We start from the raw sequence: 13,188 nt of genomic DNA, 5'->3' as shown, positions 1-13,188 counted from the left end.
AAGGCCAGCTCATTGAGCTGGCCTTTCGCATTTCCGGCGTTCGCCAATTTATCCCTCTCTCCTTTCTCTTCTCCTTCTTGCCGCTAGCCCTCGGTGACTGTGGCCACATTGATCTCGATGTCTGCCGCAAGAGCGTTCAATGTGCAGCAACCCGCTGTTTCAGGACGGTGACCAGCCGCTGGTGGCGGGCGGGGAGCGGCCACTCGGCGCGGTAGATCAGCCAGAGGGTGTCGATCACTTCAATGCTGCTCTGGATCACCCGGATCTTCTCCTGCTGGGCAAAGGCGGTGACGGCGAAGCGGGGCAGCACGGTAAAGCCGAGGCCGCGGGCGACCGGCTCCAGGATCAGGCCGATCTGGTTGGTAAAGCCGCGCAGGGGGAGCTCGTCAACGCGCTGGCCGGGGTAGCGTCGTCCCAACAGGCGTTGTGCCATGCTGCGGCCATCCGGGTGATCGATAAAGCCGAGCTGACAGAGGTGCTGCCAGCTCTGCTCCTCGCCGTCGTTGGGTACCACCAGACAGAGGGGTTCGCGGGCGAAGGGCTCGGTGGCGATGCTGGGATGCTCCGGCGGTTGATCCACCAGTCCCAGATCGCTGCGCCCCGCCAGTACCGCCTGCACTATGTCGGGGGTGGGGGCAAAGCGGTGCTGGATGGTGAGTCCGGGGTGCTCCTGTTGCTGGTCGAGCAGCAGGGGATAGAGCAGCAGACCAATGCTGCCCGGGGTGGACAGGGTGATGGCGCCGCGGTGAGGGTCATCGTCCGAGAGGCGCGCCCGCAGCTGTTCGGCGGCCTGTGCCTGCTGGCGGGCGAAGTCGAGCAGCACCAGCCCACGCGGGGTGAGCTCCAGCTGACGGGGCTTGCGCAGCAGCAGGGGGCCAAATTCGGCCTCGAGGCGCGAGATATGCTGACTGACGGCGGCCTGAGTGAGATCCAGCCGCTCGGCGGCGCGGGTAAAACTGCCGGTTTCATGCACCACCACCAGGGTATGGAGCCAGAGCGGATTAACCATAAATTTAATTTATGCCTTCCATTAGTTTGACCTTATTTTTCATTATGTCGCCCCTTCCTATCATGTCACCTGTTTCCCACACACAATTTCAAGGTGACTTATGACTTACCCGCGCAACTTCTCCCACATCGGCATCACGGTGACTGACCTCGACAAAGCGGTCGAGTTCTATACCAAGGTGATGGGCTGGTATCTCATCATGCCGGCGACCACCATCACCGAGGATGACTCTGCCATCGGCGTGATGTGTAACGACGTGTTTGGCCCGGGTTGGGGCTCCTTCCGCATCGCCCACCTCTCCACCGGCGACAAGATCGGCATCGAGCTGTTCGAGTTCCCCAACAGCGAGCAGCGCGAAAACAACTTCGAATTCTGGAAGACCGGGGTGTTCCACTTCAGCGTGCAGGATCCGGATGTCGAGGGGCTGGCGGCGCGCATCGTCGCGGCGGGCGGCAAGCAGCGGATGCCGGTGCGCGAGTACTACCCGGGCGAGAAACCCTACCGCATGGTCTACATGGAAGATCCCTTCGGCAATATCGTCGAGATCTACAGCCACAGCTATGAGCTGACCTACTCCGCCGGTGCATATCAGGGGTAAGTGACAGGCCGCCTTCGGGCGGCCTACTGCTTTGTTGTTACAAGAGTCAGTAGCATGGAATAGCGATCTGGTTCACACGAATAGCGCGTTCTGTTGTTGATAGATGGGAAAATATACAGATTCACTAAAGTCTGTTCATATTGCGGCCGATAGCCTTTGATACATCAGGGTTTTCCCTGCCTGACACAACAACAAGGATTCGTCGTCATGACCCTCTCTCTGCGCGGCAAGCTGCTGGCCACCAGTCTTGGCGTAGTGCTGCTGATGGCATCACTGCTCGGCATCGTTGCCTTTCACACCCTAAAATCCCGCACCATGAGCGCCATCCAGAGCGAGGCGGTCAACTATGGCCACGCCTACTCGGTCGCCATCGGCGAATGGATGACGGATCGCAAGAACACAGTCCACGCGCTGGTCAACCTGATCAGCGATAACCCCCAAGCCGAGCTGGTGCCCCACCTGAAGCAGGCCTACACCTCCGGTGGATTCGGGCTTACCTATTTTGGCTCCGCGCAGGGGGTGATGACCCGGCAGGACCCCTCCCTCAACACCGGTAACTATGACCCGCGCGAGCGCCCCTGGTATCAGGATGCGGTGAAAGCGGGTCAGCTCATCGTCACTGCCCCCTATGTCAGCGTCACCATGCAGAAGCTGGTGGTCACCCTCTCCGAGCCGGTACGCCATCAGGGCGAGCTGGTCGGTGCCGTGGGGGCCAACCTGGCGCTCGACAAGCTTATCGACGAAGTGCTGGCGATGAAGGTGCAGGGTGAGGGCTACGCCATGCTGCTCGACAGCAGCGGCCTCATCGTCGGCCATCCGCAGAAGGATTTGGCGCTCAAGCCCATCGCCGAGCTGGCGCCGGGACTCTCTGCCGCCACCTTCCAGCAGTGGGGCCGCGAAAACAGCGAGCTGCACGCCGCCACCCTCGACGGGCGGGATGTGCTGCTGGCAGTACAACCGGTGCCGGGCACCGACTGGCTGCTGGCCATGGTGATGTATCGCGATGTGCTGGAGGCGCCGCTCAGCAGCCTGTTGTGGGAGCTGGTGGGGCTGACCCTGGTGCTGATGCTGGTGTTCAGCGCTCTGCTCACCGCCACCTTCAAATACCTGTTCGCCGATCTCGGTCGGGTCGCGCACGCCCTGCACGATATTGCCCACGGCGAGGGGGATCTCACCGTTCACATCAACACCCACAGCAAGGATGAGGTGGGCCAGCTGGCCCAGAACTTCAACCAGTTTGTGGCGCGGCTGCACGGTATCGTCAGCCGGTTGCGGGATGTGACCGTCGAGCTGGCGGCACAGTCTCGCGCCCAGGCGGCCGGGGCGCAGGCCCGCAGTCAGCGGGTACGCCAGCAGCAGGATGAGATCGTGATGGTGGCGACCGCGGTGACCGAGATGGCCTCCGCTACCCAGGAGATCGCCGGCAACGCCGAGTTTGCCGCCACTACCGCCACCGATGCGGTCGCACTGGCGGTCGCCGGCCAATCCCAGGTTGGCCAGAGTCAGCGCAGCATTACCGGTCTGGCGGACGAAGTGGCCGATGCCAGCCAGATCATCAATGAGCTCGACAGCCATGCCCAGAAGATCAGCGGCATTCTGGCGACCATCAGCGGCATCGCCGAGCAGACCAATCTGCTGGCGCTCAACGCCGCCATCGAGGCGGCCCGGGCCGGTGAGCAGGGCCGCGGCTTCGCGGTGGTGGCAGACGAGGTGCGGGTGCTGTCGCGCCGTACCCACGACTCCACCGACGAGATCCAGCAGATGATCGAGACCCTGCAGCAGACCACCCGTCGCGCCGTGGGTGGCATGGAGACCAGCCGTCAGCTGGCGGGTACCAGCGTCGAGGATGCGGAAGCGGCCAACCAGAGCCTTGCCCGGATCAACGAGGCGATCGGCTCCATCAGCGACATGGCGACCCAGATCGCCGCAGCGGCCGAGGAGCAGACCTCGGTGACCGGCGAGATCAGCCGCAATACCGAGAATATCCGCCACGTCTCGCAAGAGCTGGCCGAGCAGGCGGGCAGCGAGGCAGCGCAGGCGGCCGAACTCAAGTCGCTGACCGAGCGGCTGGAGCAGGAGATCGGCCGCTTCCGGCTTTAACATCCCGCCACGCCAGCAACAGAAAGGGCAGCCCGCGGGCTGCCCTTTGTTATTTCACGACTGGCTCAAGGGTTCTGCTTGACCCAAATCAGCTGGTCGGTGGCAAAGCCCAGCGACTTCGCCTTGGCGACCAGCGCATCCACTTTCGCCTTGGGCGGGTTGGGTGAGCGGGAGAGGAGCCAGAGGTAGTCGTGGTTGTAGCTGGTCACCAGCGAGAGCTGATAATCGGGGTCGAGGTCGATGACGTTGTAGCCGCCGTAGAAGGGGCCGAAGAAACTCACCTTGAGCCGCGCCTCGTCCGGGTTGCCGACGAAGTAGGCCTTGCCCTCGGCTTCGCGCCAGCTGCCATCGCTCTGCTTGCCGCGGTTGAGCACATTGACGCCGCCATCATCCCGCAGGCTGTAGGTGGCGCTCACCTGCTCCAGCCCCCGTTCGAAGCTGTGGTCGAGGCGGGCAATCTCATACCAGGTGCCAAGATAACGATCGAGCTGGAAGCCGGTAACGGGGCGGATGCCATCGGCAATCCCGGTACAGGCCGTCAGCAGTAAAGCGGTGAACAGGCAAAGCAGTGAACGCATAAGTAATCCCTCTCTTGTTATCCCTCGATGATGCGCAGCTGGCCATCCCGGAAGCGGGAGGCCTGATCCGTCGGCGTGCTGCCGAAGAAGCGCTTGTACTCCCGGCTGAACTGGGAGTTGCTCTCGTAACCGACTCTGGCCGCCGCGGTGCCCGCCTTGATGCCATCGTGCAGCATCATCATCCGCGCCTTGTGCAGGCGAAACGACTTGATGTACTGCAACGGCGAGGTAGCGGTGACCGCCTTGAAGTGGTGGTGAAAGGCGGAGACGCTCATGTTCACCTCCCGCGCCAGCTCCTCCATGGTGAGGTTGTCGGCATAACGGGACTCTATCATACGCAGCACCCGGGCGATCTGGCCTACATGGTTGTGGCGATTGGCGAGCGCCTGCAGCGCCGGGCCGCCCCCCTCTGTGAGGGCGTGGAACAGCATCTCCCGCACCGTCTGCGGCCCCAGCACCCTGGCGTGCAGCGGGTTGTCCATCAGCTCGATCAGTCGCTCGGCAGCGCAGAACATGGTTTCCGACAGGGGGACCGAGTGGACTCCGCTCTTTTGCGGCGCGGGGGCGGGCAGGGCATCGCCCAGCTCCAGCAGCAGCTCTTGCAGGGTGACCAGATCGATCTCGATGGTAAAACCGATAAGCGGCTGCTCGGGGGAGGCGAAGCACTCGCACTCGCAGGGGAGCGGCAGGGTCATCAGCAGGTAGTGGTTGGGGTCGTAGCGAAACACCTGATCCGCCAGATAACCCACCTTGTGTCCCTGCAGGATAACGATCATCCGCGGTTGGTAGAGCACCGGGGTGCGGCCATGGTGCTCGGTGGTATAGATGAGGTTGACCTGTTTCACCGGTGATGGGGTGATGCCGGGGGCGGTGACGTGGCGGGTCAATCTGGTTGCGAGGTCGCTGTAACGGTTTTGCATGGGCGCTCTTTGATTCGACAGTTCCGGTTTTCGCAGCTTTGTAGAAATAGGCAAGAATAAAGCAGGATGTTGTCTTGATGGTAGGGTGGTTCTGGAGAAAAATGCAATCACGATTTCGCGGCCTGGCCGCCCTGACTATCAGAAGAAGGCAATGTCGATGAACAACTTTACTCTCCATACCCCGACCAAAATCCTGTTCGGCCAAGGGCAGATCGCCCAGCTGCGCGAGCAGCTTCCGAGCGATGCCCGCGTCATGATCACCTATGGCGGCGGCAGCGTGGTACGCAGCGGCCTGCTGGAGCAGATCCGTAACGAGCTGGCTGGCATGACCCTGTTTGAATTTGGCGGCATCGAACCGAACCCGGCCTACGAGACCCTGATGGGCGCCGTGGAGCTGGCCCGTGCCGAGCGGGTCGACTTCCTGCTCGCCGTTGGCGGTGGCTCCGTGCTCGATGGCACCAAGTTTATCGCCGCTGCCGCGCACTACGATCTGGCCAAGGATCCCTGGCACATTCTCGAGACCGTCGGCAGCGAAGTGCGCTCCGCCATCCCGCTCGGTTCCGTGCTGACCCTGCCGGCGACCGGTTCCGAAATGAACATGGGCGCCGTCATCACCCGTCGCAGCAGTGGCGACAAGGTGCACTTCTTCTCGCCGTTCGTGATGCCGCGCTTCGCCGTGCTGGATCCGGTGCTCACCTACACCCTGCCCGAGCGCCAGGTGGCGAACGGGGTAGTGGATGCGTTTGTTCACATCGTGGAGCAGTACCTCACCTATCCGGTCAACGCCAAGGTGCAGGATCGCTTCGCCGAAGGCTTGCTGCTGACCCTGATCGAAGAGGGGCCCAAGGCGCTGGTTGAGCCGCAGAACTACGAGGTACGCGCCAACATCATGTGGAGCGCCACCATGGCGTTGAACGGCCTGATCGGTGCCGGTGTACCACAGGACTGGGCCACCCACATGCTGGGTCACGAGCTGACTGCCCTGCACGGCCTCGACCACGCCCAGACTCTGGCGGTGGTGCTGCCCGCCCTGCTGCAGGCCAAGCGCAAACAGAAGCATGCCAAGCTGCTGCAATACGCAGATCGGGTGTGGGGTCTGAACAGCGGCAGCGAAGCGGAGCGCATCGACGATGCCATCGCCGCGACCCGCGACTTCTTTGAGCGGATGGGGGTCAAGACCCGACTGCGCGACTACGGTCTGAAAGATCTGGGTATCGACACCCTGATCGGCAAGCTGGGTGAGCACGGCATGACCCGTCTGGGCGAGCACGGCGATATCGATCTGGTGCAGAGCCAGCATATTTATGAAGCGGCCTGGTAAGGGCCGCCAATCGGTGCCAAACGGGCGAAACGATTGAATTGCCGGGGCCCTCTCCCGCTATCTGGCGGCTGAGCGGCCCCGCTTTTGTTGGGAAAATGTTACTTTTCGGCGTTTCGCTGCGAGAAGTGAGACGAAAGCGGATTTCGTAAGAACAAAAAACGCTAAGATAGAGGGCCGGTAAAACATTTTTTTTGACTGGTTGGATCACTTTTTTCAGCCGTTTTTACTGGTATAAGCCTCTAATTTGGTTTGTTTTTTTTAATCGTAGCCAGGGATGGGCTGAATTCTGTACGAGTGCCGTCGGGACTGCGGTTGTAATAAAACTCCAAAATTTGATACTAATCACCTTCGCGCCTGAAAAGCGGGGGCCTGACCATGACAGGAGGTTGAGGTAAAGCCTACTGATTTTCATAACAAAGAGCCCTGGACCTGCACTTTGGTCATGTCTTGTTTCGTCAGAAGTGAGACACTGGGCAGCGATTGTTTATTAACCATCAGGGAATAGTCATGCAGATTGGAATACCGAGAGAGAGTCTCGCCGGTGAGACCCGGGTCGCAGCGACCCCGGCTACCGTCGAGCAGCTGAAAAAGCTCGGCTTCGAGGTCGCCATCGAGACCGGCGCAGGCCTGTCGGCCAGCTTCGATGATGCCGCCTTCGAGGCTGCCGGTGCCAGCGTGGTGCCGAATGTCTGGCAAGCCGACCTTATCTTCAAGGTCAATGCGCCGACCGATGCCGAGATCGCACAAATTAAAGATGGCGCCACTCTGGTGAGCTTCATCTGGCCTGCCCAGAACCCTGAGCTGGTCAAGAAGCTGTCCGAGCGCAACATCAATGTGATGGCGATGGATATGGTGCCGCGGATCTCCCGTGCCCAGTCCCTCGATGCCCTCTCCTCCATGGCCAACATCGGTGGCTATCGCGCCGTGGTTGAAGCTGCGCACCAGTTCGGTCGCTTCTTCACCGGTCAAATCACCGCAGCCGGTAAAGTGCCGCCTGCCAAGGTACTGGTGATCGGTGCCGGTGTTGCCGGTCTGGCTGCCATCGGTACGGCCGGTTCCCTCGGTGCCATCGTGCGTGCGTTCGATACCCGTCTGGAAGTGGCCGAGCAGATCGAATCCATGGGTGGGGAATTCCTCAAGCTGGACTTCGGTGGCGAAGACGGCGCATCCAGCGATGGTTACGCCAAAGTCATGTCCGATGAGTTCATCAAGGCCGAGATGGAGCTGTTCGCCCAGCAGGCCAAAGAGGTGGACATCATCATCACCACCGCCCTGATCCCGGGCAAGCCGGCTCCCAAGCTGATCACCAAAGAGATGGTCGACAGCATGAAGCCGGGCTCCGTCATTGTGGACATGGCCGCTCAGGCTGGCGGTAACTGTGAATACACAGTGCCGGGCGAACTGCATGTCACTGCCAACGGCGTCAAGGTGATCGGTTACACCGATCTGCCGGGTCGCCTGCCTGCCCAATCCTCCCAGCTCTACGGTACCAACCTGGTCAACCTGATGAAGCTGATGTGCAAGGAGAAGGACGGCAACGTTGCCATCGACTTCGAAGACGTGGTTCAGCGCAACATGACGGTGATCCAGGCCGGTGAAGTGACCTTCCCGCCGCCCGCCATCTCCGTCTCTGCCGCTCCGCAGAAACCGGCCGCCGCCAAACCGGCCGCCAAGAAGGAAGAGGCCAAGCCCTCCAACAAGAAGTTCGTGTTCGGTGCTCTCGGCATCGCCGCCTTCGGCTGGATTGCGTCCGTTGCCCCGGCAGCCTTCCTCTCCCACTTCACCGTATTCATCCTGGCCTGTGTGGTCGGTTACTACGTGGTGTGGAACGTATCGCACGCCCTGCATACGCCGCTGATGTCGGTCACCAATGCCATCTCCGGCATTATCGTGGTCGGTGCCCTGCTGCAGATCGGGCAAGGGTCGACTCTGGTTACCGCGCTGGCGTTCATCGCCGTGCTGATTGCCAGTATCAACATCTTCGGCGGCTTCACCGTCACTCAGCGCATGCTGAAGATGTTCCGTAAGGATTAAGGGGGTTTAACGTGTCTCAAGGACTGGTAACAGCATCCTATATCGTTGCCGCCGTACTCTTCATCCTCAGTCTCGCGGGACTGTCGAAGCAAGAAACGGCCAAGCATGGCAACCTGTTCGGTATCGCGGGTATGGCTATCGCCCTGCTCGCCACCGTATTCAACCCGGAGACCAGTGGCGTTCACTGGATCATCCTGGCCATGGTGATCGGCGGTGCCATCGGCGTGCGTCTGGCACTCAAGGTCGAAATGACCGAGATGCCCGAGCTGGTGGCCGTGCTGCACAGCTTCGTGGGTATGGCTGCAGTGCTGGTGGGCTTCAACAGCTTCATCGATCTGCACCCCTCTGCACCTGCTGAGGTGGTCGTCTCCGTCGGTTCCAACCTGGATGCCACCCTGGCAGCCGCCCGTGCGGCGTTCGAGCAGGCCAACAGCGTTGCCCAGGTCGAGCACCTGACCGGCGCCATGCTGAACATCCACCTGGTCGAGATCTTCCTGGGCGTCTTCATCGGTGCCGTAACCTTTACCGGTTCCGTGGTTGCCTTCGGCAAACTGCGCGGTCTCATCTCCTCCAAGCCGCTGATGCTGCCGCACCGCCACAAGCTGAACCTGCTGGCCGTGGTCGCCTCGCTGGCGCTGATGGTCTACTTCGTCAACGCGGGCGGCTCTACCTTCGCCCTGCTGGTGATGACCCTGATCGCCTTCGCCTTCGGCTGGCATCTGGTTGCCTCCATCGGTGGCGCCGACATGCCGGTGGTGGTCTCCATGCTGAACTCCTACTCCGGTTGGGCGGCAGCGGCGGCGGGCTTCATGCTCTCCAACGACCTGCTGATCGTCACCGGTGCTCTGGTAGGTTCCTCCGGTGCGATCCTCTCTTACATCATGTGCAAGGCGATGAACCGCTCCTTCATCTCCGTGATCGCCGGTGGCTTCGGTTCCGATGGCGTGGCCTCCACGGCTGATCAGGAGATGGGCGAATACCGCGAAACCAACGCCGAGGAAGTGGCTGACCTGCTGAAGAACTCCAGCTCCGTCATCATCACCCCGGGCTACGGTATGGCGGTGGCGCAGGCCCAGTATCCGGTGGCTGAAATCACCCAGAAGCTGCGTGATCGTGGCGTCAAGGTGCGCTTCGGTATCCACCCGGTTGCCGGTCGTCTGCCTGGCCACATGAACGTGCTGCTGGCGGAAGCGAAAGTCCCGTATGACATCGTGCTGGAAATGGACGAGATCAACGACGACTTCGCCGATACCGACACCGTGCTGGTGATTGGTGCCAACGACACCGTCAACCCGGCTGCGATGGAAGATCCGGGCAGCCCGATCGCCGGTATGCCGGTGCTGGAAGTATGGAAAGCGCAGAACGTCATCGGCTTCAAGCGTTCCATGAATACTGGCTACGCCGGTGTCCAGAACCCGCTGTTCTTCAAGGAAAATACCCAGATGCTGTTTGGCGATGCCAAGGCCAGCGTCGAGGCAATCCTGAAAGCACTGTAAGTGCCATTCAGAGAGTGGATATCAAGGAGGCTTCGGCCTCCTTTTTTATTGCTCATCCCTTGTATATCCTCAATCCATACGGACCATGAGGGATCTCCATGATGTGGTGTCAGGGTTGGCGAAGGATCGGGTTGTACGGCTGGCTGCTGGCCTCCCTGTTTGGTACTGGTTCGGCAGTGGCGGCGGACGAGCCGCCGACTCTGACGCTGCTGACCGAGCTGTGGCCCCCTTATGTGATGCGTGGTGACAATGGCGAGCTGGCCGGCGCCGATCTCGATCTGGCCTGTACCGTGTTGCGCCAGATGGGTTATCGCACTGAAATCAGGGTGCTGCCCTGGAAGCGGGTTCTGCAGCAGGCCCGTCTCAGACAGGGGGATGCGGTAGTCGACGTCTTCTTTGAACCTTCCCGCCAGCACTGGCTCCACTACCCCGAAGAGCCGCTCTCTTACAGTGGCGAAGTGCTCTTCTATCCATCGGCCCGTCCGGTGGATTTCAAACAGCTCTCCGACCTCAAGGGTCTGCGGATAGGTATTCAGGAAGATTATGCCTACAGCCCCGATTTTCTGACCGATCCCGGGGTGATCCGGATGCCGATGACGGGGGAGGGGAATGCCATCAAACAGCTGCATTTGATGATGGCCGGTCGGCTGGATGGGGTGGTGCTCAACGAGCGGGTCGGTCGCTACTTGCTGCATACCCAGGGGCTGCAGGATCAGGTGAACCACGGCTCGCGCCTGCTGACCGACGACAACCGCAACTTCCTCGCGTTTACCCACAAGCCCGGCCACGACCAGCTGGCTATCCGCTTCTCCTCTGCCCTCAAGGCGTTCAAACAGACTCCCGCCTACAAGCAACTGCTGGCCCGCTATCACCTCTGAGTTGCCGCCCTGCTGTGCGCCGCTTCACAATTTGTCGCACTTTGTTAAAAGGTGGGCATAATGGCGAGCAAAAAGGGGATGCCGCTCAACATTAGTTGAGCTTGTTGATAGTAGAATCAACTGCGGTTTACTCAAAGTTACTCATATATGTCCACAGCAGCCACCACTGACCAGATCAATTCGTTAACGGATGAAGAACGTCATCTGATCGCCAGTTTTGAGCCCGCGGTCGAGGCGCTGGCCGCGCTGTTTGGCGCAGGGTGCGAGGTGGTGTTGCATGCGTTCGATACGCTGGATGCATCGGTCATCAAGATTGCCAATGGCCATGTCACCGGTCGTCGGGAGGGGGCGCCGGTCACCGACTTTGCCCTCAACCGCTTGCAGGGGGAGGCGGGCAGCCAGTGGAGCAGCTACTTCAGCCGTACCCGCGACGGGACGCTGATGAAGTCCTCCTCCATCACCATCAGCAACCGGCAGGGCAAGCCCATCGGCATGCTCTGCGTGAACTTCAGTCTGGATACTTCCCTTGGCAGCCTGCTCGATACTTTTGCGCTGCCAGCGGCACCGGCGCCGCTCAATAACGAGACCTTTGCCAGCTCGGTGGACGATCTGGTGACCCAGGTGATTGAGAAGGTGGATCGGGACGATTCGCTCTCCTGCACGGTGCGCAACAAGGAGATAGTGACCCGGCTCTTCGACATGGGGATCTTCGAGATCAAGGAGGCGGCCCAGCTGGTTGCCCGGATGCTCGGCATCTCCCGTCATACTGTTTATCTGCATATCCGTAATCACAAAGCGGATCTGAACAAGCAATAACTGCCTGCGGGCACCCTGAACATGAGAAACACTGCGATGAAAGCACAATGGACCGACTTTATTACCCTGCTCAAGCGTGAAGTGGTGCCGGCCCTGGGCTGTACCGAGCCGATGTCGGTGGCGCTGGCAGCGGCCAACTGCCGCAAGTTGCTGGGTGAGACCCCGACTCGCGTCAGCGTCTGGGTCAGTGGCAATCTGTTCAAGAATGGCATGGGGGTCGGGGTGCCGGGCACCGGCATGATCGGTCTGCCGGTGGCCGCTGCGGTCGGCATCACCGGCGGCAATCCCGATGCCGGGCTGGAGGTGCTAAAGACCCTCACACCAGAACAGGTGGAAGCGGCCAAGACGTTGTTGCCGGTCATCAAGGTGGATGTGAAGGATGTGCCGGACGTGCTCTACGCCGAGGTGCTGGCCGAAGTTGAAGGGCACAGTGCCCGGGTGGTGATCTGTACCGACCACACCCGCATCATCCTGATGGAGAAGGATGGCGAGGTGCTGATGGAGCAGGCCAGTGCCCCCGGCGTGCAGATCCAGCCAGCCAAATCCGCCAAACCGGCCATGACCCTGCGGGAGATCGTCGATTTTGCATTGGAAGTGCCGCTGGCGGAGATCGACTTTATCCGCGAGGCTGCCACCATGAATCAGGCGCTGGCGGACGAAGGGTTGCAGGGTTACGGCCTGCAGATCGGCAAGATCCTCACCGAGCAGGTGGAGCGCAAGCTGCTCTCCGATGACCTGATGACTCTGGCGATGCGCCTCTCCTCCGCCGCCTCCGATGCGCGAATGGATGGCGCCATGCTGCCCGCCATGTCCAACTCCGGTTCCGGCAATCAGGGCATTGCCGCCACCATGCCGGTGGTCGCGGCTGCCCGCTTCCTCAAGGCGAGCGACGAGCAGCTGACCCGGGCACTGGTGATGAGCCATCTGGTGGCCATCTACATCAAGACCTATCAGAACAAGCTGTCGGCCCTCTGTGCCGCCAGTACCGCCGCCATGGGGGCCGGTGCCGCCATCACCTGGCTTCTGGGCGGCCAGTATCAGCAGATCAGCCACTGCATCAACAACATGATTGGCGATGTCTCCGGCATCATCTGCGACGGCGCGGGCAGCGCCTGCTCCATGAAGGTCTCCACCTCCACCTCGGCGGCGGTAAAGTCTTCGCTGATGGCCATCAACAACCTGCATGTGCCCCAGAGCGAGGGGATCGTCTCCGATGACGTGGACCAGACCATCGCCAATCTGGGCCGCCTCTCCAAAGAGGGGATGCTGGATACGGATATCGAGATCATCAACATCATGCGAGCGAAACAGCAGAAGCAGTGAATCTGTGACAAGGGGGCGATAGACCCCCTTGTTCTTGTCACGACGGCGCAGACCGTCTGACACGGTTGCCAGGGCAAGCATGGCGCTTGCTCTTGTTTCTCGGGCCCAAGCCCGC

Annotated in this window: 11 protein-coding genes; 8 read left to right on the top strand and 3 right to left on the bottom strand. The window is 61.0% G+C overall.

The window, feature by feature from the left end:
* Positions 1–136 precede the first annotated feature (136 nt).
* Positions 137–1,009 carry a LysR family transcriptional regulator gene (locus tag ACB035_RS12170; protein ID WP_371167370.1) on the bottom strand — a complete coding sequence of 291 codons (873 nt, stop codon included), beginning with the start codon at positions 1,007–1,009 and terminating at the stop codon, positions 137–139.
* Between the two features lie 100 nt (positions 1,010–1,109).
* Between ACB035_RS12170 and ACB035_RS12165 the strand changes: the two genes are divergently transcribed.
* Together ACB035_RS12165 and ACB035_RS12160 are read left to right on the top strand one after the other, a co-directional pair.
* The gene (locus ACB035_RS12165; RefSeq protein WP_042054839.1) at positions 1,110–1,607 is read left to right on the top strand and encodes a lactoylglutathione lyase family protein; all 498 of its coding nucleotides are present in this window, start codon (positions 1,110–1,112) and stop codon (positions 1,605–1,607) included.
* A gap of 207 nt (positions 1,608–1,814) precedes the next feature.
* The gene (locus ACB035_RS12160; protein WP_064338951.1) at positions 1,815–3,707 is read left to right on the top strand and encodes a methyl-accepting chemotaxis protein; all 1,893 of its coding nucleotides are present in this window, start codon (positions 1,815–1,817) and stop codon (positions 3,705–3,707) included.
* Between the two features lie 65 nt (positions 3,708–3,772).
* On the opposite strand, the gene ACB035_RS12155 is transcribed toward ACB035_RS12160, so the two are convergent.
* Positions 3,773–4,285 carry a lipocalin family protein gene (locus tag ACB035_RS12155; protein ID WP_371167369.1) on the bottom strand — a complete coding sequence of 171 codons (513 nt, stop codon included), beginning with the start codon at positions 4,283–4,285 and terminating at the stop codon, positions 3,773–3,775.
* Between the two features lie 17 nt (positions 4,286–4,302).
* Positions 4,303–5,205 carry an AraC family transcriptional regulator gene (locus tag ACB035_RS12150; RefSeq protein ID WP_005339751.1) on the bottom strand — a complete coding sequence of 301 codons (903 nt, stop codon included), beginning with the start codon at positions 5,203–5,205 and terminating at the stop codon, positions 4,303–4,305.
* Between the two features lie 157 nt (positions 5,206–5,362).
* Between ACB035_RS12150 and yqhD the strand changes: the two genes are divergently transcribed.
* The 6 genes from yqhD to ACB035_RS12120 all read left to right on the top strand — a co-directional run bounded on the left by yqhD (position 5,363) and on the right by ACB035_RS12120 (position 13,073).
* Positions 5,363–6,526, top strand: coding sequence for an alcohol dehydrogenase (gene yqhD / locus ACB035_RS12145; RefSeq protein WP_371167368.1), 1,164 nt, complete (start codon positions 5,363–5,365; stop codon positions 6,524–6,526).
* Positions 6,527–7,033: 507 nt separating this feature from the next.
* On the top strand, positions 7,034–8,560 hold the full coding sequence (gene pntA, locus ACB035_RS12140; RefSeq protein WP_040070064.1) for a Re/Si-specific NAD(P)(+) transhydrogenase subunit alpha: 1,527 nt from the start codon (positions 7,034–7,036) through the stop codon (positions 8,558–8,560).
* 11 nt (positions 8,561–8,571) lie between these two features.
* On the top strand, positions 8,572–10,056 hold the full coding sequence (pntB, locus tag ACB035_RS12135) for a Re/Si-specific NAD(P)(+) transhydrogenase subunit beta (protein WP_371167367.1): 1,485 nt from the start codon (positions 8,572–8,574) through the stop codon (positions 10,054–10,056).
* Between the two features lie 98 nt (positions 10,057–10,154).
* A complete protein-coding gene (locus ACB035_RS12130) occupies positions 10,155–10,934 on the top strand; it encodes an ABC transporter substrate-binding protein (RefSeq protein ID WP_127007107.1) in 780 nt (259 codons plus the stop codon).
* Between the two features lie 147 nt (positions 10,935–11,081).
* Positions 11,082–11,750, top strand: coding sequence for a transcriptional regulator (locus tag ACB035_RS12125; RefSeq protein WP_005357564.1), 669 nt, complete (start codon positions 11,082–11,084; stop codon positions 11,748–11,750).
* 21 nt (positions 11,751–11,771) lie between these two features.
* Entirely contained in the window at positions 11,772–13,073 is a 1,302-nt protein-coding gene (locus ACB035_RS12120) for a serine dehydratase subunit alpha family protein (protein WP_371167366.1), read from the top strand.
* Positions 13,074–13,188: the final 115 nt, after the last annotated feature.

Source organism: Aeromonas sp. S12(2024), assembly GCF_041402305.1.
GTDB lineage: Bacteria > Pseudomonadota > Gammaproteobacteria > Enterobacterales > Aeromonadaceae > Aeromonas > Aeromonas veronii.
This window is presented reverse-complemented; position numbering and strand designations above follow the sequence as displayed.